24 protein-coding genes and 3 pseudogenes are annotated in these 23,125 nt (G+C 44.9%); 15 read left to right on the top strand and 12 right to left on the bottom strand.

Annotated elements, in window-relative coordinates; genetic code table 11:
• Positions 1-8: 8 nt before the first annotated feature.
• Both qatD and OGV50_RS02745 read left to right on the top strand, forming a co-directional pair.
• A complete protein-coding gene (qatD, locus tag OGV50_RS02750; protein ID WP_257681094.1) occupies positions 9-722 on the top strand; it encodes a Qat anti-phage system TatD family nuclease QatD in 714 nt (237 codons plus the stop codon).
• Between the two features lie 641 nt (positions 723-1,363).
• A complete protein-coding gene (locus OGV50_RS02745) occupies positions 1,364-2,875 on the top strand; it encodes an RNA-directed DNA polymerase (RefSeq protein ID WP_286488293.1) in 1,512 nt (503 codons plus the stop codon).
• 342 nt (positions 2,876-3,217) lie between these two features.
• Here OGV50_RS02745 and OGV50_RS02740 read toward each other — a convergent pair whose 3' ends face one another.
• The 9 genes from OGV50_RS02740 to OGV50_RS02710 all read right to left on the bottom strand — a co-directional run bounded on the left by OGV50_RS02740 (position 3,218) and on the right by OGV50_RS02710 (position 12,038).
• Positions 3,218-4,135, bottom strand: a complete 918-nt coding sequence (locus tag OGV50_RS02740; protein ID WP_214143673.1) for a retron St85 family RNA-directed DNA polymerase — start codon at positions 4,133-4,135, stop codon at positions 3,218-3,220.
• A 268-nt stretch (positions 4,136-4,403) separates the two neighbouring features.
• Positions 4,404-5,285 (bottom strand): retron St85 family effector protein, encoded by an 882-nt coding sequence (locus tag OGV50_RS02735; protein ID WP_214143672.1) that lies wholly within the window; start codon positions 5,283-5,285, stop codon positions 4,404-4,406.
• 318 nt (positions 5,286-5,603) lie between these two features.
• Positions 5,604-7,334 carry a UvrD-helicase domain-containing protein gene (locus tag OGV50_RS02730; RefSeq protein WP_286488292.1) on the bottom strand — a complete coding sequence of 577 codons (1,731 nt, stop codon included), beginning with the start codon at positions 7,332-7,334 and terminating at the stop codon, positions 5,604-5,606.
• Positions 7,331-9,415 carry an ATP-dependent nuclease gene (locus tag OGV50_RS02725; protein ID WP_286488290.1) on the bottom strand — a complete coding sequence of 695 codons (2,085 nt, stop codon included), beginning with the start codon at positions 9,413-9,415 and terminating at the stop codon, positions 7,331-7,333. The genes OGV50_RS02730 and OGV50_RS02725 overlap by 4 nt, the downstream gene beginning before the upstream one ends.
• A gap of 607 nt (positions 9,416-10,022) precedes the next feature.
• Entirely contained in the window at positions 10,023-10,502 is a 480-nt protein-coding gene (locus OGV50_RS02720; RefSeq protein WP_214143669.1) for a putative zinc ribbon protein, read from the bottom strand.
• A complete protein-coding gene (locus OGV50_RS23550; protein ID WP_214143668.1) occupies positions 10,493-10,831 on the bottom strand; it encodes a DUF7828 domain-containing protein in 339 nt (112 codons plus the stop codon). The genes OGV50_RS02720 and OGV50_RS23550 overlap by 10 nt, the downstream gene beginning before the upstream one ends.
• 135 nt (positions 10,832-10,966) lie before the next feature.
• Entirely contained in the window at positions 10,967-11,107 is a 141-nt protein-coding gene (locus OGV50_RS23605) for a putative zinc ribbon protein (RefSeq protein WP_502873415.1), read from the bottom strand.
• A 6-nt stretch (positions 11,108-11,113) separates the two neighbouring features.
• Positions 11,114-11,320, bottom strand: coding sequence for a helix-turn-helix transcriptional regulator (locus tag OGV50_RS02715; RefSeq protein WP_214143688.1), 207 nt, complete (start codon positions 11,318-11,320; stop codon positions 11,114-11,116).
• A gap of 85 nt (positions 11,321-11,405) precedes the next feature.
• Positions 11,406-12,038: a YagK/YfjJ domain-containing protein gene (locus OGV50_RS02710; RefSeq protein ID WP_286488289.1), complete on the bottom strand. Its 633-nt coding sequence runs from the start codon at positions 12,036-12,038 to the stop codon at positions 11,406-11,408.
• A 748-nt stretch (positions 12,039-12,786) separates the two neighbouring features.
• Between OGV50_RS02710 and OGV50_RS02705 the strand changes: the two genes are divergently transcribed.
• The 13 genes from OGV50_RS02705 (at position 12,787) to OGV50_RS02645 (ending at position 20,062) form a co-directional block, all read left to right on the top strand.
• Positions 12,787-13,782 (top strand): RepB family protein, encoded by a 996-nt coding sequence (locus tag OGV50_RS02705; RefSeq protein ID WP_286488288.1) that lies wholly within the window; start codon positions 12,787-12,789, stop codon positions 13,780-13,782.
• A 107-nt stretch (positions 13,783-13,889) separates the two neighbouring features.
• On the top strand, positions 13,890-14,777 hold the full coding sequence (locus OGV50_RS02700; protein WP_286488287.1) for a GTPase family protein: 888 nt from the start codon (positions 13,890-13,892) through the stop codon (positions 14,775-14,777).
• A gap of 190 nt (positions 14,778-14,967) precedes the next feature.
• Positions 14,968-15,120 carry a hypothetical protein gene (locus tag OGV50_RS02695; protein ID WP_167809833.1) on the top strand — a complete coding sequence of 51 codons (153 nt, stop codon included), beginning with the start codon at positions 14,968-14,970 and terminating at the stop codon, positions 15,118-15,120.
• A gap of 135 nt (positions 15,121-15,255) precedes the next feature.
• Positions 15,256-15,693, top strand: coding sequence for a hypothetical protein (locus tag OGV50_RS02690; protein WP_286488286.1), 438 nt, complete (start codon positions 15,256-15,258; stop codon positions 15,691-15,693).
• Between the two features lie 8 nt (positions 15,694-15,701).
• A complete protein-coding gene (locus tag OGV50_RS02685; RefSeq protein WP_286488285.1) occupies positions 15,702-16,136 on the top strand; it encodes a hypothetical protein in 435 nt (144 codons plus the stop codon).
• A 71-nt stretch (positions 16,137-16,207) separates the two neighbouring features.
• Complete coding sequence (locus OGV50_RS02680) at positions 16,208-16,759, top strand: DUF4234 domain-containing protein (protein WP_286488284.1); 552 nt, start codon at positions 16,208-16,210, stop codon at positions 16,757-16,759.
• A 118-nt stretch (positions 16,760-16,877) separates the two neighbouring features.
• Positions 16,878-17,696 carry a DUF932 domain-containing protein gene (locus OGV50_RS02675; protein WP_286488283.1) on the top strand — a complete coding sequence of 273 codons (819 nt, stop codon included), beginning with the start codon at positions 16,878-16,880 and terminating at the stop codon, positions 17,694-17,696.
• 140 nt (positions 17,697-17,836) lie between these two features.
• Entirely contained in the window at positions 17,837-18,301 is a 465-nt protein-coding gene (locus OGV50_RS02670) for an antirestriction protein (protein WP_286488282.1), read from the top strand.
• A gap of 11 nt (positions 18,302-18,312) precedes the next feature.
• Positions 18,313-18,792 carry a RadC family protein gene (gene radC, locus OGV50_RS02665; RefSeq protein ID WP_286488281.1) on the top strand — a complete coding sequence of 160 codons (480 nt, stop codon included), beginning with the start codon at positions 18,313-18,315 and terminating at the stop codon, positions 18,790-18,792.
• Between the two features lie 20 nt (positions 18,793-18,812).
• Positions 18,813-19,034: a DUF987 family protein gene (locus OGV50_RS02660; RefSeq protein WP_286488280.1), complete on the top strand. Its 222-nt coding sequence runs from the start codon at positions 18,813-18,815 to the stop codon at positions 19,032-19,034.
• 22 nt (positions 19,035-19,056) lie between these two features.
• Entirely contained in the window at positions 19,057-19,407 is a 351-nt protein-coding gene (locus tag OGV50_RS02655) for a type IV toxin-antitoxin system YeeU family antitoxin (RefSeq protein ID WP_286488279.1), read from the top strand.
• Positions 19,408-19,478: 71 nt separating this feature from the next.
• Complete coding sequence (locus tag OGV50_RS02650) at positions 19,479-19,862, top strand: TA system toxin CbtA family protein (protein WP_286488278.1); 384 nt, start codon at positions 19,479-19,481, stop codon at positions 19,860-19,862.
• A complete protein-coding gene (locus OGV50_RS02645) occupies positions 19,859-20,062 on the top strand; it encodes a DUF5983 family protein (protein WP_286488277.1) in 204 nt (67 codons plus the stop codon). The genes OGV50_RS02650 and OGV50_RS02645 overlap by 4 nt, the downstream gene beginning before the upstream one ends.
• Positions 20,063-20,397: 335 nt before the next feature.
• On the opposite strand, the pseudogene OGV50_RS23545 reads toward OGV50_RS02645, so the two are convergent.
• The 3 pseudogenes from OGV50_RS23545 to OGV50_RS02625 all read right to left on the bottom strand — a co-directional run.
• A pseudogene (locus OGV50_RS23545) lies at positions 20,398-21,366 on the bottom strand (tyrosine-type recombinase/integrase).
• Positions 21,356-22,642: pseudogene (mobH, locus tag OGV50_RS02630) on the bottom strand (MobH family relaxase); the annotation flags it as partial. The pseudogenes mobH and OGV50_RS23545, both read right to left, overlap by 11 nt.
• Positions 22,643-22,695: 53 nt before the next feature.
• A pseudogene (locus OGV50_RS02625) lies at positions 22,696-23,125 on the bottom strand (IS6-like element IS26 family transposase); the annotation flags it as partial.

Raw genomic sequence — 23,125 nt, 5'->3', positions numbered from 1 at the left:
GCATCGACATGCACTGTCATCTTGACTTATATCCTCAGCCAGAACAAGTGGTTGAGGAGTGCAGGCGTCGAGGGACTTATATACTGTCGGTAACAACGACACCTAGAGCATGGCATGGGACCTCTTTACTGGCTAAAGGAAGCCAACGAATCCGAACCGCTCTTGGACTCCATCCCCAAATTGCACATCAAAGATCGCATGAGTTGGAGCTGTTCGATTCACTACTTTCGGAGACTAGGTATGTTGGCGAAATAGGGCTTGATGGAGGTAAGGGGTTTAAAGAACATTGGGACGTCCAGCTGAAGGTATTTCGACACATACTTAATAGTGTGCATCGTGCTGGAGGTAAGATTATGACTATTCATAGTAGGGGAAGCGCATCAGCGGTGCTTGATGAGATCGAAAATATCGATGGCGTGGCAATATTGCATTGGTTCACTGGCACACCTAAACAGCTTGAAAGGGCAATTGATTTAGGATGTTGGTTCTCAGTAGGACCAGCTATGCTTGATACAATCAAGGGTAAGAACTTGGTTCTGAAAATTCCCAAATCACGCATTCTTACAGAAACAGATGGTCCATTTGGCAAATTTCGTAATGGTCCACTAATGCCATGGGATGGTGAGATTGCAGAGAAACAGTTAGCTGCATTATGGGGTGTTAGCCATATGGAAGTTAACGCTCAGCTTGTGGATAACTTCAAAGTATTATGTAAGTTGTGAAAAAGGATTTTTTTTCGGCAATGGTTTTAAACAGAATTGTTCACCTCAGGGGCGAGAATTATCTAAGATAATAAAAATCTAGGCCTTGTCATATTAGTAAGGCCTAGCAATTTTAGTAATTTCAATTGAGAAAAAATCACGCTGAGTCCCAAACTAACATAGTTAACATCATCTGGTTGTTTTCAGACTGCACAATTTTACTATAGTTGCTCTGCAACTGATTTCTGGAAAGAACGTGCTTGTAAATGGTTACCTAATTTAGTTCACTAAATACGAAAGTTGTGTTGATTTCATGCAGAAAATTCCTTACTTAAAACTTTCCATGAGAATAGGCTTTTGAGCCGACGTGTAGTTAATGCGCGTTCTTTGTTTCATAGCAACGTCTCTCTTCGATTAATACTAGTGTTGCATCGGACCATTGAACTCAAGGTAAGATAGCGGGTGTTGTGTATATTAATCCCTTTAGGAAACATGATTGCTATATTAAATTAATCTGAAAAGTAAGTTTTTTCGGGAGGAAAGTACAAGCTTGCAATGATGAAGCTGAACTTATGTCCCATAATGTTTGCACAAAAAAATATCACATATATAAAAAATATAGTAATATGTTCCGTAGTGTATTTTTTATTAAGCATATGACAATGAGTAAACTAACAGAAGATTCTATAGAATTTGCTAAGCGACATATTGAAAATTATTACGATTCCGATTTTTTTCCAAAAGCTTTTGAGTTTGAGGCTATCTGGCATTCATGGGATGAAGTTAAGAAGTTCTTATTGGGGAGTAATATCGGAAAACTCAGAACTAAGCATCCTTTGGCTATGGCATCCAAGAAACCGTCCGGAAGCTATAGGATAGTCCATCAACTTGAACCTATAGATACAATAATTTATACAGCTTTAGCCTATTTGATAGCTGAAAAGGTAGAAAGTGTTAGAGAGAAAAAAAACATTGCATGCTCTTATAGGTTTGTGGTGAGTGACGGTAGTTTTTTTGAGAAAAATGCTGGTTTTAAGATGTTTACTGATATGATTGAGAGTTTGTCCCAACAGTATCAGTATATATTAGTAACTGATATTACCGACTTCTATAACCAAATTTATCTTCATAGGCTAAACAATGCAATAGAACGTGCTGATCCTAACTTAAAAAATATAGCTGATGATACAGAAAGGTTTATTTCATCATTAAATGATAAAGCTTCCAAGGGAGTACCCGTTGGTCCAGCAGCGAGCATAATAATGTCTGAAGCTGTTCTAATAGATATAGATGAATACATTGCAAATTTTGGTGTGCAACATACAAGATATGTAGATGATATACGTATATTTTCAAATTCAAAAGTAGAATTAGAGGAGATTTTAGAAAAACTAACATTGTATTTACATGAAAATCATCGACTTACTCTTGCATCAGAAAAAACATTTATACAAGAGACAACAATTTATGCTGAAGGTGTTCTTCATAATCAATATGAGATGGAGAAAGTTCAAATATTCAAAACTCTTGAAATATTTAACCCTTATTCAGGAATGACATATGAAAAAGTTCTTGTAGAAGAAAAAAGTGATCTAGAAGCACATCTAAAATATACTTCGGAACAACTCCTAAAAAGAGAATTTATTGATTTAGGCCTTGCAAGAGCCTTAATCAGAAAGGCTAAAGCAAACAGAATCGAGTTTGTTGCTGAGGTAATCTTTGATAACTTTGATTTCTTTTCACCAGTCATAAATGATGTTGTTCTGTATTTTCAGTCATTGTCTAGTGATAATTGGATACAAAAAAATAAAGAAAAATTAATTTCTATAATCTCCTATACATCTATGAGACAAAGTATGGTTAGGTATTGGATGGAGTGGTTTTTCTCTGGAAATAAAACTCTACTCCACCTGGCAGATATTCGGAAGTTTATAACATCAGGCGGGGCTATAGAAAATCAAGCTCTTGCAGCATTGACATTAAAGAATGTTGCATGGGTGAGAGATTATAAAAATAGGGTGTTTTATGTTGGTGAAAAGGGGAAGAGGGCTATTTTAAGGTCAACGAAAATACTGCCTAAAGACGAACGTGATAACTGGCTTAGAAATATTGAAAAAAATACACCAGAAGAATTAGATAAATGGATCATTAAATGGATAATCGAAACGGCCTAAATATTTTTAGAGATAATAATTATATCCATAAAATGCTATGAATATAGTAACGCTTAATTCATATACAGCGCAATGTCAGACCCCATATAAAATATGGGGCTCCAATTCGAGTGCAAACTGAGTATGTTATAAATATTAATACTCACTTTTTATCTTAAACTAGACTTCGCGCTTTTTAGTCGTTCCGATTAGCATCAAATTTAGGCCTAGAAAGCAGTGATGGGCGATAATTCTAGCGTTCTTTTATTCCAAGAAATATTATTCGAGTAGTATATAGGAATGCTGCTCGCAACAAAAAACGTATGCTGGTTTTTAGAAAATAATCAAGATCCTATCAATATTTTACTTTTTTATTTGTATAAAATATTCATTTAATTTATTATATTTTGCTAGGTCGATGCTTTTGACATGTGCTAATATTCCGTTGACTACATCGCTCATATTTGTATCATTTTTCTTAACTAAAATAAAAATCTTTTTTCTATAGAAATTATACTTTCCTCTGCCTATTCCAACCTCTGGCGTAACAATAACTCCAGTCACTTTTCTTTGAGAGCGTGGACCAGACAGCATTTCTTTCTTTTTGTTAACGATAAAACTTTCCTCTGATATTATCTTTTTAATAATAATCCATGCCTTCTTAATTACTGCCAATTTATTTCCGGAGATAGTAATATCATCGGCATAACGAGTGTATGTTAATGCTTTATTTTCACAGTATTTACCTATCCTTTCATCCATTCTCAGACAAACTAAATTAGATAGCATCGGAGAGGTTGGTGCACCTTGAGGTAGAGCGCCATTGAGTGTACAGATCGAAGTTAAGTAATATGCTAACTTCGAGGCGTACCCTACGGATTTAAAGATGGAAAATACATATGATGCCTTTACGGTGGTAAAGAAATTTTTAAGGTCAATGGAGAGAATATATTGATTACCGCGATGGGGGCGGGCATTGTCAATTATTGATTTTTTTTGGATGAAGCCTGTAGCATATGGCGATGGCGATAAAGAACTAAGAATGTTTCGTAGAATCCACCGTTGAATAGCTTTGAGCTCTCGGTTGGGATTGCTGATATGTCTAAGATCTTTTGATTTTTTTTTAATATAAGAAGAATTATAAAAACGCTCATTATCATGAATATATTTAACAAGCAGCGCTTTAGGGAGCCTAGTTTTTGTTGCTAGATCATCAAGATCCTGCAGAATAGGTAATGAAAGCAGTCTTTGGGTATATAGGCCTTGATATTGATTGGACATCGATATCCTCATCTATCTTAGAAAATCTAGCTCCTAACGGCTAAGGGAATGATTCATGACTCCGCTGAAAGCGGAAAAATGAATCATGAACGGTGCGTACGATACACCTAAACTACGGCTGTAGTTTCGGTGTATCGATCGCACTGTCAAAAAGAGCGCTTTCTTGTGGGTATAGAGTAACTGATTCTCTATCCACTGAATCTTACTGTAAACGGTTTAGGCCTCTCATAAACAGCTTGATCCCGCTTAGGAGCTAGTGCAATCATTATCACTTAGATGATAATGTTTGTCTACCTAATTGTTTATTCATTATTTTGATTCTTAGTTCATTTATGTCATTTAAAGCGTAATATCGTTGAAGTATATTTTCGAATCCCTTATGCCTGATTACATATCCGTTATTGTTTTTTTCAATCATAGATGTTCTGATTAATGAATGTATGGCGGCCTTACTTGCGATATAGTCATCATTCCCTAATTTTCTGTTAAAAATAATGCTCAAAAGTTTCATTATTATTTGCATTTCAACTTTATCAAAAAGATATATAAAAAGTAAAATATAATGTTGGAATAATAAGATGTTATCTATATTTTTCTTTTTCCTTCCGGAAGGTATCATTTTTTTTACTTTTTTTACTACGGAAGAAACATGCAGGGAATTTGTGATATCAAAGTCATTTGGCAAATCCTGAACGTGACCTTTATATTCTCTTATTAATCTTATTGGTCCATGATTAATAAAGCTTTTATCTGATTTATATCTTCCTTGTCTGAAAACTAACATTTTTTGAGCTAGCTCTTTTCTCATCGAAAAGGCACCAAGCTCGGCAAAGGAACCAGGGCTTTCAGGTATTAATATTATAAGGTCTACGGCTTGTGCTAACTGTTCTTCGAGTTTAAGGAGGCTGTTATTAGCTTGTCCTTCTAATAGATCTTCAAAAAGATCTTCTGGATAAGCAAGTTGATAATTTTTTTCATGGGAAAGAATTTCTGAAATTTTATATCTATAACTTGAAATGTCGCTTTTATCTTTTCCACATATAAAAATAATCTTCTTAGAGTCATCAGTACCATCTTTTATTATTTTTCCGATAGACTCTCCTATTACATTAAACTCCTCTTCGTAAATATTATTAAGTATCATTTTCATGGGCTCCTCAGGAGCATGCCTTAAACTTTCTGATAATTAGCATAACCAGGATTTTTTTTCAAGTAATAATATGGTCGTTCTTATGATTAGCTAACAATCAAGCTAGAGCTCATTTAAGATATACCCACAAAATGCATTTGAGCATCCGCTTTTTGCACACAACCGATATGATAATCGTGTCATATCGGTTGTGTGCCATGAGTAGGCGGTGTGAACCTAATTGCACGTTAGATATATGTGAGTTCCTGGCGTGTTTGAATTGGATACTTACACGACCATTAACTTATTGGTAATATAATTCAGCTCTAATTCTGTATATTACGTGATAACCAATCCTTCAACATTTTCTCTTCCAAAAAGGTCTTCCATAGCCTCTAAGGCTTTATCTGACATGTTCTGTGTAGCAAGCACTGCAAGTCTTATCATTGGCCGAGAGATGGAAACATAAAACAGATTGCGGGCGCGATAAAATCCTTTTGTATTTTTTGCGGTCAAAGCTTTAGTTTTGATGAGTTCCAGAAGTTGTGGCCAGTTGTAATGGTTCCATCCTCCACCAAGTATGACCAGAACGTTCTCAAATTCTGCCCCTTTGACGCTGTGTTGTGTTGCAAAGGCAGTCTGCTTTTCAATAAATTTAGCAATCTCAATAACTTCTTTGTAGGGAATGTCTCTGAGCTTGCTGTATCTATCAAGTGCAGATGAGCCTTCTGGCACCAGGGCACCATTCAGAGAGTTAAATTCTTCGTCTCGGCGTAATACACGATCTGGTGGAGCCGGACGCCTAGTTATTTTCAGGTGATCAATAACTTGTCCGATAGTCCCTTCTTCACGCAATTCTATTAGAATATCCATATCTCTACGCCAGCGTGCTTTATCCTGATGCTGAGTTATTGTTGGTCCAGATCCGTATATCCTAAACATATCACCATAACGGGATGTGCAATAGGCCTCACACATAGGTTCTACATTTTCAGCAAAGAATTTGATGACAGGATCTTCTTTTTTGGCAAAGAGATCATTTCTTCCATTGAATATCTCGACGATGCTTGGATAACCCTGCTCAGCAGCAAGTACGTTGTGGGTGAGCATGAGCACTTTTGTTTTACTTAGGTCCCATCCCTCAGCCTGTAGTCTCTTCATTAACGATACACGTGTCTGTCGAGCCAGATCGGAAAGTAGATCATCTTTGGAGTGCCTGTCATTGGTCCGCTCTCCTTTGTAGTTATTAGTGTGGAAGAATCGAGCCTCACCTTTTGCTTCAGGGTTATGAACTTCTTGGCGTAGCTCAGGGCGTAACTTATTTAACACATTTACAATAGCAGGAACTGAACGAAAGTTAGAACCTTTCGCAATCTCTTTGATAGGATATTCTGCAAGTTCGTACTCACTTCTGTAAATAGTTTGCCAATGGTCGCCAAAGAGGCCAACTAGCGGACCCGTAGCTGGTTTTAGGAAGTATTCAGTAATTGCTTCCATAAATTGACGATGAGTATCCTGATATTCATCGATAAAGAGCACCGGAAACTGCTGGCTGAAAATCTGTCGGAATTTATCCCGTTGCAAAAGTTTTGCCATCATATTCGGAATGTCATCGTGACTCAGCGAAATTCTGTTCTCGTCGACTCCAAAGAAGCCCATATCATATTCCACCGACTTTGCTCCAATACCACCGCCTTGCTCAATCTTTTCTTTTTTATCCTCCATTTCCCCGAGGAGCTCACGCAATGTTTTCTGAAATGGGCGCAGGAATGCCCATGAGAAACCATGAATAGTATTAACCAGAATGGCTGGATGCTCTTCGATTTCCTGTGCGATTTCATTTCGGGCAACTTCAGTATAGGTAATACAAGCCACTTTTTGCCCATATCGTACGAGAGTGGGCCCTTGTTCTTCAATCAAACGCTTCAGTGCGGCTACAAGCGAATAGGTTTTGCCTGCACCAGCCCCCGCCTCCAGTCGAAAGCTTTGTCTTGCATTTAGGGCATCATTGATTTTTTTTTGTGCTTCTTCTGCTGCTATAAGCGCAGGATTGCCTTTGCCCTCTGTCATATAACCTCCGGAGCTGCTAGCGCTTCATTAATTTTTTCTGGCTGGGGAGGTGGTTCTGAAAGCCAGATTAGACCTTCATGGATATAACGTGGCACAGCCCATTCTTTCTCGCGAATGGCGAATCGCAAAGCTGTATCTGCTTTCCCTAGTGTCTTGGCAATTTCCCATGCTTCATTCGCTGTATCCTGCTCTCCTGTCCACGTAAACAGCCCTGGATTTGCCAGAACAAGTGCATCTTCATAGCTTCGTGCACTGATTCCTTTTTCCGGGTTTTCTGCTATCTGATAAGCAATACGGCGGAATCCTTTTATTTTTTCAGCGGCAGTTTTTGAAAGCAGCTCTGCAGGTGTGATATGCCATTGTTCTTTATCTGGGTGCTCTTTGGGGCGAAACCAGTTTTTGATTGCTGCATTTGATGTACGCTGGCCCACTGCGACAGGGCATTTTTCCCAAGTCGTGGTTTTTATTCCTCGTTTATTTAGTTTTTCCACCGGCTGGGTTGAATCGATATCCGTTATGACCAATGTTTTAAGTTCGAGGAAATCCAATAATGGGTAAAAAATGTGCGCATAAGCGCCACCCACTTCGACATTAGATATGTATTGTCTGGCCAACTTGTGCTTGTCGTCTAGCGACTGATCAACTAATTCACATAGCTTTGGCATTAGCAGCCTTTCAGTTGTTCCCTCAACCAAAATGGCTTTATCTGCAAAATACAAATCACATTTGGTCAGAGTCATGTACTGGTGCAGGAAATTTTGGTCTTCAGCTGAGATACAGCCTAATCCCTTTTTGAAATCTTTAACTTTTGTCTGACGAGGTCTTTTAGGGGCCGGTGTTTCATTGAGAAAATACCGCACAGCTTCAAAGGATGCTGCATTTGCAACGTGGGGTGAATGTGTCGAAATAATGAACTGCACATTCCACACCGGTTCATCCGGATAGCTTGCCGATAGTTTTTTTATGGCGGCATTAAGCTGAGCTATGAATACCTCTTGCATCTGAGGATGCAAATGCGCTTCTGGCTCTTCGATGAAAATGAGATGTGTAGCCGGACACACAGGTCTTGCTCTGTATAACTTATGGTAAGTTTCGAGCTGTAAGAGCATGTAAATGAGGTTACGTGTTCCTAATCCATTGTAGCCTTCCGGGAGATGCACTCCATCAATACCTGTGTATACAACCTTTGTATGACCAGTAAGGAGCGCCTCAACGTTCAATGAGGTTTCAGGTCGAAGCTCGGTGTCGTTGAGACTTGGAAAGCCGAGAACTTCCATTGCGGGGAGCAGATTTTTTAGCATCTCATCGAAACTTCCCTGCATACTGCGTTCAACATCTTCGACGGATTCTCTTAATTTACCTGCAAGTTCCTGATCTCTTGAAGCCGCAGTTGGAGTGGATGCTGTTTTAAAAAGAGTATTGAGTAATTTACCTATCACATCGGCATCACCATGCTTAGCATGATCGAGAGTTCTTTGTGCCCTAACAAAATTGCACTGCATTAATGTTGCTAAATCAGTAGAGCCTTCAAAGCTACGTCTATTTTTTGGATCGGTTGGGTCTATAGCTGAAACATGGGTGCTATATGCCTTTGGCAATGTTTCTCGCAATGAACGAAAGAAGTACGCCCTTGGTTCAACACCGTCTGGTGCAGATTGATTATCAAATAAAATGTTGAGGTTTGCTGGAGAGGTTTTGTATTCAATACACACAATCGCAGTTGTTGAATCTGTATCAAGATCGATGATAAATGGGGTAAGTGGGCCAAGATTTTTAGCTGTACTGTCGTAGCGGAAGGTAAGAGTGAGAGATAGGGTTGGAAGTGCTGCAAGGATATCCTCTGTTTTAGCGCCTTGTTCCCTTAGTCGTCTAGCCTTGAGAAATTTATCACGCTGAGCAGGTGAAAAATCTTCAAGACGGAACCGCGCTCCGCTATCACTGGCAAATCTTTCAAAAATCTCAGTGAAAGATGTTTTTCCACTGTTATTGCGGCCCACGATCACTGTGGAAGTATCTTCCAACATGATTTCAACATCCTGGAGGAGGCGAAATCCCTCGACCCGAACTTTTTCGATTCGCATACTAACTCCCTGGCGGAATGGTGCAGGTGGAGTCCTGCTTGCCCTAGCATCAAAATTCAAGCATATACACTGTAATGCCTTACTTTCAATTGCGGAGTCGCATTAGTACTACTGATATCCCACTCTTTATGGGAACAGGTCGATTGTTGTCAACAACGGGTAAAAAAATTATCCACTTAGTGGTCGACGGCCTGCTGCAGGAAAGTGTGTATGTTTACCCCATCCGCAGCATTATCAGCGGCAGGGATGGCTGGGTTATGTTTCATCGTGGATTGTCTGTGTTGTTTCGCAAGAAAGATATAAAGGTGGGCAACTGGAATACCGTTACCCACCATGTCAGGCCCTGCCGCTTAAAATCCCCGTATGCCCGTCGACGGCGAGGAGGATGCTCGGTAACGACAACGGCTCACCCGCTTCCTGTCCATCTCTGAGCGCGGCCGGTGAATGAGCTCATATTGGCTTGAGCTGTTTTGTGTCACCAGCACCGGGATATGGCATGAGCCACACAGTAACGGTCTGGCGTGCAGATATGAGATCTCACTGGTAGCCACCCATTCCCCATCAGCGGTAATCACATATTCGGTGGGTCTGAATGAATGCGCCATCGTCAGCAGGCTCCTGATGTTGATGCAGATAAGCGTGGGTCTTCAGATGGTTTGCGGCCAGGGTTATCAACCGGACAGGTATAGTTCTCCCGCCATACGGTTTCCTCAATGCTGTAGATACCCGTGTTGCAGGCCACGCAGTGTTTCTCACCTGTATAATGACGCCCACACCAGACACAATACCAGGCTTCTGCCATCATGCGGACCTCCTGCTCATGGATGGTGTACAGCATCATCCGTCTACTCTCGCCCGGTAATCCATCACGATGGTCCCGGTACTGACAGTGCATCAGTGCGTAATCATTCGCTGACCGCTGGTCGTGTTCAAACCAGAGATGTTTACTGGCCCCCTCTGTATGCAGTATCAACGGGGAATCACAGGACGGACAGCGCCAGTTCTCGTCAGGCTTGCTTACAGCACTCCGGGCCCCTGTCAGCGCCCCTTTGCGGTTGAGAGCCAGATGACATGCCATTATGCGCATATGACTTCTCCCTCAACGTGGCAGCCTAGCTCTCTGAGGCATTGCACGGTGTGGTAAACCACCGGCTTCGCATTCGGTACGTATCGACGTAGCTCGTGTATAAATCTGACCTCAGTGGCCGCAGGGTGAGTGCATGGGCACTCTTGTCTGCCTCGTTCAGTCAGTGCTGCGTCGGTATGGGCAAACCAGGGGCAATCGGCTTCAGCATGCAACACTAGAGGACTACTGCAGTGATGGCAGGTATAAACGTCAGACGAGGAGCGTAGCGCTGTTCTGGCACCAGTAAGCCGTCCGGCAGGGTTGAGGGCCAGAAATGATTTTGCGTACATAGTAAGGGTCCTTACCGCCAGACAGCATGCAGACGTGAGCCGCCCCTATATGGGCAACGTTAAGCGTGGTCACTGGCGGAATGAAGAATCAGATAATCAGGGGGTTGGGGAAAGCGGTTAATACAGGGTGGGAATTCAGCGCTCAGAGGCTGCAACGACGTGGTCTACACAGTAACAAAAGGGGCATATGCGCTCACCGCTGTACTGCCGGTTGCATTGCCTGCAAATCCAGCGCACGGGTGCCTGCCATGTCCTGTGTTTAGGTTTCTTAGCCATACGTGTTCAGATCCGTGATTCAGCAATGCGCTGTTGTAACCAGGTTTCCACTTCGCTCCGCAGCCAGCGGGAGCTGCGTCCCAGCTTGATGGGCTTCGGGAACAGGCCATCCTGGATAAGCCTGTAGAACCACTTATCCGTTAAACCTGTTAACTGGGTAATAAACTTCATATCGACGAACTGGTCATTCAGAACTGAGTATTCGGTAATCATCATCTTTTTCTCCGTTATCAAATGGAGAAGGAATTACGGGGTATGAGTGTTATTCCTTCAGATGATGAATCAGCGGTGTAAATTTTTATCTCGCCTTGAATGGCGTTGAATAACCACCGCTGAGTTGCTTGATAATATCAACCACTGCAGATGATTTCCTTGGACGGCCACGACCACTAACAGGAGGGATAAGGCTAACATCGTAAATAAGCATCTCCAGAGCTTCTTTCTGCTCTTCTTTGGCCATGTAGCTAAGGATGTATTCAATTTCACGCTGGCGTCTCCTGTCGTTATGCAGGATCATTTTTGTACCACTGACCTGATGATACGGTTTCTTATTAGAAATATGGTAAATCCCTTCCCCCTGTGTTTTTTTCACCCATCTCTCGCCAATATATCTTGCTATACGATAGCTGCTTTTAAAGCTCTGACCATCGAGATAAAACATGACATGGAAGTGGTACTGCTTGAGAGGTGAGTATTCCATTACCCATGAGTAACCCAATATTTTTCTATCTCGCATGAGTTCCTCTGCAAGTCGATACATATCCCAGTCATCGGGGTGATGGTATAGTTCTGTACGTCGATATCCGAAGTCCATCCGTAATGGGATCACCTTTGAATATTTGGTAAGAAGCCTGTAGAAGTGTTGTACCAGTTCAGGTAGTATCTGGTTATTCATCTGGTATTTGCCATTAGTCTCTATTTCGTAATGCATGTTCTTCCCCTCAGTGTTGTTTGACATGAGAAGAGTGGTGTATGTAGATTATGAGTTATGTGGTTTGTGTTGTGAGCTAGAGGTACTTAAGAGTATCGAATGAGGAGTGTGATGTGTTGACTGATTAGCCTGAGCATGTCAGAGATAATTACTGGGGTGATATATCCTTGCGTTCACTTCTTTATAGTTATATAAATATACCTTAATTAAATCCAAGTGGTTTGAGTCGAACTGCCACTTAACCGTCGATTACTATAGTGTGCCGTCAAAAATGCGTTCATCTAAGTAACACCCCTCGTTCAAAAAAAGAGTGACATCCCTTACCTGGGATTATCATTAACAATGATAAATATCATAACAGAAATTCATTAAAATACGGGAATGCATATACCCCCTCATAACTCCCCTCCGAACAGAGCTGCACAGCAGACACATAACTCTCTTATGTCTATCAATCACCATCCTATTGTCGTTATACTCCTGTATGCATATGATCTCATCAACACAAATCTAAACCAGAACCAACTCCGGCAAGGGCCTGAACTAGCGGCACATTGCGGCAATGTAAGTACCACATTGATTATAAACAAATATCATCATTATCATGACCATATGCACACTACAAAAACCACAAAAAACACACGTTAAATTGATTGCAATCAAACCATCAAACCAACTAAATAATCATTATCTTTGCTACATGTAGTTCTACAGTGAAGCCACTGAAAAACAATCATAAAGGATGCTTATGGATAGCTTTGAAGTAGTTGATGATATGTTTGATAAAATGCTTGATGAAAAGAAATTCAGGAGAATTAAAAGCAGACGAGAGGCTATTTGTATCGCTTATGCTTTTGATTATCCTAAGTTACTATCAAAGTTTTTATATGGGTTAAGTGGCGATTACATCTCTCTAGAAAACACGATATACAAATCTGAACCAGGAAACAAAGAATACATACAGCAAAAGATAAAAAATAAAATAGAAAACCTAGTCCCTGACAATGAATATAGCTGGATTCGTTCTGATGAAAAGGCTTCAATGTTTGTGTGGATCTCGATACTTGAATGGAGAAAGTTTGGATTTCAAAATCCTATTTATGCCACTAATATTACTAATGAATTCCAAGATACTAAAAGCGGGGAGAACATTAAAAAAGAAACACCTCTCGTTATTAATGATGAAATATTTAAGGCATTAACAGATAATATCAACGTATCAGTTACTGACCATAATAGTCGAATCAGGGCTATAGAATTCTTATTCGATATATCAGATTCTTTTCATGGTGACAAGACACTTACGCTTTCATTAATGAAAAACACTTTCTCTCGAATGGAGGCAAGAGACTATTTTTCATGGTTAAACCTTAAAGATACAGGAATGATTAAATGGTTATCAGAGTATCTTCTCAGTAATGAGGTGATGGATAAAAACTTCACTACAACCACTAAGAAAGATAAATTTTATGCCATTTTTGCTTTTGTATATTTCTTTGCAGCAAAGAACCATCACAATGACAGAGATGACTCGACAACGGTATTTATGTCGAAGCTGAACAAATCAAGATATCAAAAAACGTTCAGAGATAGCAAGAAAGGGATGAAGGCTGTGAATATCTTTCTGCCCGAGAGTTCCAAAGAAAAACTGGACTGGCTATGTGACGAACTTAACAGAAGCATGTCAGAAGTAATTGAAAAAATGATTGAGTCAGAAGTTATAAGAAAAAGACAGCGAAGATAAAGGCATTTAATTAAATCTCAATTATATATTACATCATTGAATAACAGCATATCTAAACCAACAGGCCATCCTCCGGGATGGCCTGTTTCATTTCAGAGGAGTGTTCAATGAAGCATCCATCCGGCTATCAGATTATCCGTCGTCATTTACGCCGTTATCCCCGGGTATTACGCCACGCTCTGGTTAAGGAGCTCAGCCAGCTTATTACTTACGAACCTGTCATCGGTATTATGGGCAAAACGGGTGTAGGAAAATCATCACTCTGCAACGCCCTGTTTCGCAGTGAAGTCTGCGCTGTTAATGCCGTGGAAGCCTGTACCCGCGAGCCACAACGTGTTCGTCTGCGATTTGGTCAACATTATCTTACCCTGGTCGACCTGCCGGGTGTAGGAGAAAGCCAGCAGCGGGATACTGAATATCGCGAGCTCTATCGGGAGCAGCTCCCGAAGCTGGATATGGTGCTGTGGGTGTTAAAAGCGGATGACCGGGCTTTCTCTGTGGAAGAGGCCTTTTATCACTCTGTTTTCGCCCGGTCCGGCAGTGCCATACCGCCAGTGCTGTGGGTGCTCAATCAGGTCGATAAGGTGGAGCCATCTGAGCAGTGGAACCGGCACTCTGCAACACCCTCTCCCGACCAGCTTGAGAATATCAAGCGTAAACAGCAGGCCGTCGCCAGCCAGCTACGTATAGAGGAAAAGGATATCATCCCGGTGTCCGTAAAGGGGCGCTACCACCTGTCCCGCATTGTGGAGCAGATGATAAACCGCCTCCCAAAGCAGGTACGCAGTCCGCTGCTGCCCCACCTGCATCAGTCATATCATTCCGCTCCCGTCCGGGAAACCGCCCGCAGCAGCTTTGGCGACGTCGTTGTTGAGGTGCTTGACCGGGTCATTGACAGCGCCCCGTTGCCACAGGTTGCTCGTAGGGCGTTACAGGCCGTTACGCATACCGTTGTTCACGTTGCCCGCAGCGTCTGGTCCTTCTTTTTCGATTAGTTTTTCACACCGGTCGATAAAGCATTTTGCTTGTTCATGATCGATTTTGTCGATCGTTCCGATCTGTTTTATTCATTATCCCTATCTATATTGCGGCTATAAAATTAGCCAGCAATAATGACTACTTAATTTAAATCAACAGGATAGCTGTTACAGCTCCGGCTTCCGGATGTAATGGTAAGGAGATGACATGCCACTGGTTTTGTTATGGATTTTTCTGGCCGTCGTGCTGGGCTTTCTGGCGAAGGGGGCCGGGCGGTCATTCTGGGGATGGTTTATCCTGGCGATGATAATCGACCCGATTCTCGCCGGGCTGCTCTTCTTCCTCATCGTCAGAGACTGAGGGGCGCTATGGCATTCCCGCACCGACTGGCACGGAAAATCTTCCGCTGCCTCATTATCAATATCCTGCTCACGATTTTCATCGTGTTCGCAATGATATTCCTCGTCGACACGTTCGGCCCATAGGGAAATCAATATGAAAAAACTGACCCTGCCCACACTGGCACTCCTGGCTTTCTCATCCACACCCGCCCTAGCGGGCAGCGACTGGGGATACGCCAGCGGAGAGTATTACTACACCATTAATCGAAACAGCGTGTTTTCTATGGATGACACGCCCGGGCATGAATATATCCAGGTGAAGACAAATGAGAGGAGCAAAAAGGTCTGTCAGACACCGGAAAACACCAATGTGGTCCTGACCCTCAATAAACAGCCTGTACAGGGGGAGCGCCACATCTGGCAGAAAAAAGGGGAATGTCAGATATCCCTGATTATTCGTGGTAAACCGACACAGCAGTGGCTGGTGAATTACCTGAGTGAACAGGGCCATGTCATCACGCTCTCTGATATGACCGGTGATTTTAAAATCAGCGGGCGTGGCTTTAAGGATTTCTGGGATGCAAACCAGTGAGGTAACCAATGAAATTATCAGAAAATACGGTGCTCTTCGCAGCGATATTTATCCTTGCCATGCCGACATTAGCCATCGCGGCTACCATAACTACGCAAACGCATATTCCCGACAGTCCCTATATCCTCGCCAGTACTGAATCCGGAGATGGTCTGTGGTGCAACGGCTGTGGTGGCAAACAGGGCTGGATACACATCGACAGTGACGAAATGATGACGCTCGATATGGGCACTTCTGTCGTTGCTTCTGGCGGAAAATTTGCCATTCTGCGAACCGATATGGGGATGTCCTGCCCGGCAGGCAATATCAGCGTACTGAACCTGGAATCCGGAAAATACGTCGGCCCGGAAATCGACGAATGCAACGATATGAAGGTCGATTACAAAATCAGTAACGGGAAATGGTGGGTGAAGGTCCGTAACCATATGTATTCCGGAAAATAATGCTTTCCATTCTTTTACAACCCAGACTCACCCGTTCTCTTTCAGTATTACCCTCTGTTTAAGGATAAATAATGCTTGCTATTAATGAACTCAGTACACGCCTCAACACGAAAACGCTGAATTTTGTTTTACTCTCCTTCGTCACCTTTGGCATTTATCCGCTGATGTGGCTTTACCGCAAACAAGGCATCATCATCGACACCACGAAGGTCTCATTTTCCTCCGACCTCTACGTTCTGTGGATAGCCATCTGCTATGGCATTTCACGCCAGCTCAGTGTGATGGGCACCACCGACCCGGAGATGTATGGCTATGACCCGACAATGGACGCCATTGCCATGCTTGGCGGCGTGTTGTCTATTGCCAGCGGTGTGATGTACATCATCTGGGCCTTTAAAGCCCGCTCGGCGCTGCAGAGCTATGTGCTGAATACTTTTAAGTTTGAGCTGAAGATGAATATCTTCTACCTCATCATCTTCAACGTGTTTTATATCACCTACTGCATCAATGCGATGCCGGAGGCTTATGCTAAACACAAAATTATACAAGGTGGTTTAACGGCTGCGCCTGCTGAAGCCACTTTACCGGCGGGGAATAGCCAGGCTGACACGGACCCGAAATAACCGTGCAGTAACTTTCGCTGTCATTACAGAATCCCGCCATTCCCTGATACACCCCATCTGAAGCCCTGCTCGTATGAGCAGGGCTTTTTCGTTTATGTCATCCACAAAGGTAAACCCCATGAAATTAGCCAGCCGCTTTGGTCGCGCTAATCTGATCCGCCGCGACCGCCCCTTAACCCATGACGAACTGATGCAACATACCCCCAGCGTGTTCGGTGAAGAGAAGCATGCTTCCCGTAGTGAGCGCTATGCGTACATCCCTACTATCACACTATTGGAGAGCCTCCAGCGTGAAGGTTTTCAGCCATTCTTTGCTTGCCAGACACGCGTCCGTGACCTGAGCCGCCGGGAACACACGAAGCATATGCTGCGCCTGCGTCGTGCCGGGCAAATTACCGGTCAACAGGTCCCGGAAATTATTCTGCTCAACTCGCATGACGGCTCCAGCAGCTACCAGATGCTGCCGGGACTGTTCCGCAGCGTCTGCTGCAACGGCCTGGTCTGCGGTACGTCATTGGGTGAAGTGAGGGTGCCCCATAAAGGAGATGTGGTGGGAAAAGTCATTGAAGGGGCTTATGAAGTGCTCGGGGTATTTGACCGGGTGGAGGAGAAGCGAGATGCCATGCAGTCTCTGTTGCTTCCACCTCTGGCGCAGCAGGCGCTGGCCAAAGCAGCCCTGACGTACCGTTTTGGCGAGGAGCATCAGCCCGTCACCGAATCCCAGATACTGAGTGCCCGCCGCTGGCAGGATGAACAGAATGACCTTTGGAGCGTCTTTAACCGGCTTCAGGAAAATCTGAGTAAAGGAGGTCTGTCCGGTCGTTCAGCACAGGGGAAATGCAGCCGGACTAGAGCAGTAAACGGTATCGACAGCGACATCAAGCTGAATCGTGCGTTATGGGTAATGGCGGAAGAGCTGCAGCAGGCGCTGAGCTGAAGCGGATGGTATCTGGTCTTCCGCCTGGACGACGTAATCTGCCAATAACCCATCTTTCTGTCCCCCTCTGAAATCTATCTCTCAACCGTAAGGCCTCGTTCAGCGAGACCTCAATGATTATCTTTCATAAGGAACATCCCATGAGTAACACCACCAGTCTGCACATGCCCGTCAGTACTGACAATACGGTTCCCATTACCGCTACTTTGCTGCCTGATGCACAGCGACTTCATTTCTGGCCGCAGCACTTTGGCGGTATCCCGCAGTGGATACTGCTGGAGCCCCGTATCTTCGGCTGGATGGACCGGCTTTGTGAAAATTACAGCGGCGGCATCTGGCGTTTTTACACACTCAGCAATGGTGGGGCTTTTATGGCCCCCGAGCCGGATGATGAGAACGATGAACAGTGGACACTGTTCAATACCATGAATGGCAACCGCGCCGAAATGAGCTCCATGGCGGCCGGTATCGCGGCCTGTCTGCTGGAATACAGCCATCATGCCTGCCGAACGGAATGTGATGCCATGACGGCCCACTATTACCGGTTGCGTGGCTACGCACTAAGCCACCCCGAATGCAGCGCCATCATGCACCTCATCGACTGAAGGGGATGACCATGAAACGGCAATTACCTCTGTTTGCCTGTGAATTACCTGCCACTGCACAGCGAACTATTCTGGAAGCACTGGCTCTGCTGGAGAGCCAGTTACGTGAACCCGGCGCGGCTTTTACTTCCAGTCATGCAGTCCGCGACTGGCTACGCTTGCAGCTTGCCCCACTGGATCGCGAGGCATTCATAGTCCTGTGGCTGGACAATCAGCACCGGCTTATCGCCGACGACATGCTGTTCCTCGGAACCATCAACAGCATAAATGTGCATCCCCGCGAAGTGGTGAAGGCAGGCCTGAAACATAACGCTGCAGCGGCCGTACTCGCACACAATCATCCGTCTGGACATTCAGAGCCCAGCGGTGCCGACAGACGAATCACAGAGCGTCTTAAACAGGCACTCGACTTGGTGGATATCAGGCTGCTGGACCACTTGGTGGTTGGCGGAATGGATATCGTCTCATTTGCCGAGCGGGGATGGCTGTAACCTCTGAGGAAAGCAACAGCATGAAAATTATCAGCAAACGTCAGGCGATGGCGATATACCGCCAGCATCCACAGTCGCGGTTGTTTCGCTTCTGTACTGGAAAATATTACTGGTCTGGTAGCGTCTGCCACTACTACGGACGAGAGGTGCAGGATGTCAGCGGTGTACTGGCCGTCTTTGCCGAACGCTGTCAGGACCGCCACGGCCCGTATGTCATTCTTCGCAGCATCATTCCCAACTAACCACCAGCACAGGAACATCAACATGAAAAAAGATACCGGCAATAAAGTCACGGATACTCTGCAATGGGGGCTGAAATGCGACATCACACCACACTTCGGGGCGCGTCTGGTCCAGGAGGGAAACCGCCTGCATTACCTGGCTGACCGGGCCAGTATCACCGGGGTATTTAACGAGGTAGATTGGCGTCATATGGACCAGGCTTTTCCGCTGCTGATGAAGCAACTGGAGTTGATGCTGACCAGCGGCGAACTTAATCCCTATCACCAGCACACCGTTACCCTGTATGCGAAAGGGCTAACCTGCAATGCTGATACACTGGGCTCTTGTGGCTATGTTTATCTGGCTGTGTACCCAACGCTTCACACCAGATAACTATTTCAACATCTTCCTTTAATCCGGCTCTTCATTCACTTTCCTATTTTCGAAATAAGAGAATACCCACGATGCAGACAAAACTCATAACCCCGTTGAGGGCGGCGCAGACCTGCCTGGCTCCCGTAGCCATCTGGCAGACTTTGCTGAAACAGTTACTGGGGCAGCACTATGGCCTTCAACTGAACGATACGCCATTTGGCGATGATGGTGTGATTCAAAAACATATCGACGCCGGAATTACCTTAGTTGATGCCCTGAATTTTATTGTCGAAAAATACGAATTAGTTCGCACTGATCGCCCGGGGTTTACCATCCAGGAGCGCTCATCCTTTATTACCGACGTAGATATTCTAAGAGCCAGAAAGGTAACTGGTCTGAGTATGGGAAGCGGTTACAGAATAATAAGCCGTATTACTCAAGGTAAAGGCTCCGATCAGGAGAATGAACAATGAAAATATCTCTTAACGTTGAAGCCGACAGCGTCAGTGCCATGGCCCTCAATATGGGTAGAATTGTCGTTGAGATTGACGGTATTGTACTCACTGAGCTGATTGATGCCGTCAACAGCAATGGCTATTCACTTTGTATCAGTAGTGAACCCAGAGCCATCATCGTTGGGACCTCTGAGCTCAGGCGTGATGAGCATTTGTGACCCGCATAATTTAATATCACATAGAGCACTACTCTTTCAGACGGAGTGTGCTCTCTTCTTTATGGGGAATCTGAACTCAGCTAGAGGAGGGGAGTGTTTGCCCCGATTCGAGTCCCAAAAGCAACGAATTAATGTGTTGGTATCGACGTTGGTACATCTATTTTTTGTTTATTTTAAAATGATTTAAATCATGAGGTTAATGTTAATGTGCGAGTCCGGCCTTCGCACCAAAAACGATAATGGTAATCGGAAAATCTACAACAATCAGTACGTTGTACAATGAAGCTGGACGTTGACGGCAACTACAAAATGGCCGCATCTCCGGCTTTTTTTGTTTATAACGCCTCGGGCCGGATCTTTTCACTCACTCCCTGTTTTGTCAATCTCTCCACGCAACTTCTGAGCATCTCGACATTGTGTTCAATATAGCTGAGCGTCACCTTAATATCGCGGTGGTCGAGTAGTTTCTGCGTGACATACAGATTTTGCTCCGGTTTCTGCATCAATTCTGTGGCAACGGTATGGCGGTAGCGGTGCGATGAAAAACGGCTGTGGCAGGCATTGCTGAGTTTGGAAAAGAAATAACTGACCTGGTTTTCCGTCATTGCTTTGCCCTGCCGTAGCGTTCGCCGACTGAAGCGGTTGATGTTGAACAACTGATCGTCAGCCCGCATTCCTCTCGTTTTAGCTTCTTCAAGCAGATGCTCCAGCTAGGGCCGCAGCCGGGAGGCGATGGGAACAATGTGTTCATCATGGCTTTTGCTGCTTTCGCTCTGAATAAACAGCGTGTCATGGACCAGATCGACATCCTTAATGCGCAGATGGATAAGCTGATTCAGCCGGATCGCGGTGTAGTTGAAGGTTTCAACCACGGTCAGCCAACACCATGCCGGATATAAAGGCGAACGATAGCCACGCTGCATTTTCTCCCGTTCGATATATTGGTTCAGCACTTTACGGGATGCGAGGATTTGCTCGTGGGTCAGGGTTTTCTTTTTCTTACGAGATTCCCGCAGTGATGTTTTCTGGAATGGATTGATGAACTGTTCCAGTAATCCCTGTTCAATCGCGAAGTTATACAAGGCTCGCATATGGCGCATATAGTGGTTCCAGCTCACCGGCTTGATACATCGCACATTTAACAGGTAATGACGCCACTCCAGCACCATATGCGGTGTGACTTCGGCGGGCAGTACGTTGCGCCAGTGGGTAAACTGATTTACCGCCGTGCAATAGCAGCTCTGGGTTTCAGGGCGCAACAGACGGGCAAAAAAATACTCTTCCAGGAGCTGTTCAAAGGTCATGGGTGTCTTCTCCTTCACTGAGCAAGAGATGAGGGTTATTAAAGGGAACGTCATCTCCAAAAAGCGGCGTGGGATCGTCAAGCAGATATCCCTTCAGACGTGAACAACGGCGTGGGCCGACAACGGCGCAGTGCCAGATGTTGAGGCCGTTTTTTTGTTTTCGGTGAAGATTCAGATTCTGGAACTTCTTCTGTACCTCCCGCCAGTATTCTTCAGGGACATTCTGACCGCAGGCGCTCAACCAGAGTTTGAAAATACCAGGTGTCACCAGAAACACCGATCCGGCGACGGTATGGATCCGGGCGTTAGGTTCATTGACTTCCAGATGTTGAGCCTGAACGTTACGCACCAGCCACTGCCAGAATGCTTCGCCTGATAGCGGGGTATCGTCCTGTTCGGGTAGAGGGGATGGTTGTTCTACTTCGGTGTTCGTTGCAATCTCCGCTTCGGACTCCCGTTATCGGTGTGACGGTTCCAATGAAGGCTGCGGGCCGCTGTTGCGGATCTTCCCAAATTAGCAAAGGGGAAAAGCGTAACAGCGTGAGTTCACTGCTCCAGCCGCCGCTGGCCTCAATCCGGCAATGCCAGATGGCTTTATCCTCACAGGGAATGAGCAACTGGTGTGCTTGCATATCATCGAACAGCCGCACGTTATGCTGCGGTACGGCGTCAATACCCTGGCGCAGCAACCAACCACGGACAGCATCGGCAGCGTTCTTACTGACCAGCCACAGCGCTTCTTCAGCCAGCCATCAGAACCGCCGTTTGGGTTGTTGAGCCGAAACTCATTTGCCAGCAGGTCGCGTAAGGCAGTGATAATTTGCTGTGGCAGCGAGGTTTGTGGACGATGGATGGCCTTGACCGGATCGCCGCCGAGATTAAACGCCACCGACGCCCGGTCGGCTTTCTGCACCAGTTCACCCGCCAGCCCGGCATACTGATACTGTCCGTTCAGGCAGTGCAGCAGGGTGGACAAGGCAGCAGCATCGGCGGCGAGCCAGTCGAGACTTTCCGGTGGGAGCAGTTGGGTGAGCAGAAGGGCTGCCGCAGCCGGATGGCGCAGGTAATCACGTTGCGGCAGATAGCGGAACCGATAAGGCTGGGTCAGTGGACCATGCCACGGAAACCAGCGTTGCCCGCTGGCGTCCTCCACCTCAACATCCGTGACAAGTTTACCCAGATCGTGTAGCAGCGCGGCACAGATGATAACCGTCGTCCAGCGTTCGGACTGCGCGGCCTGATCTTCCGGCGCTGCATCAGGTGGAAAAAGATAACTCGGCACTGTTGCAAAGTTAGCGATGAGGCAGCCTTTTGTCTTATTCAAAGGCCTTACATTTCAAAAACTCTGCTTACCAGGCGCATTTCGCCCAGGGGATCACCATAATAAAATGCTGAGGCCTGGCCTTTGCGTAGTGCACGCATCACCTCAATACCTTTGATGGTGGCGTAAGCCGTCTTCATGGATTTAAATCCCAGCGTGGCGCCGATTATCCGTTTCAGTTTGCCATGATCGCATTCAATCACGTTGTTCCGGTACTTAATCTGTCGGTGTTCAACGTCAGACGGGCACCGGCCTTCGCGTTTGAGCAGAGCAAGCGCGCGACCATAGGCGGGCGCTTTATCCGTGTTGATGAATCGCGGGATCTGCCACTTCTTCACGTTGTTGAGGATTTTACCCAGAAACCGGTATGCAGCTTTGCTGTTACGACGGGAGGAGAGATAAAAATCGACAGTGCGGCCCCGGCTGTCGACGGCCCGG

This window comes from Citrobacter sp. CK180, from assembly GCF_030333655.1.
In the GTDB taxonomy this organism is placed as follows: Bacteria; Pseudomonadota; Gammaproteobacteria; order Enterobacterales; family Enterobacteriaceae; genus Citrobacter_B; species Citrobacter_B koseri.
This window is presented reverse-complemented; position numbering and strand designations above follow the sequence as displayed.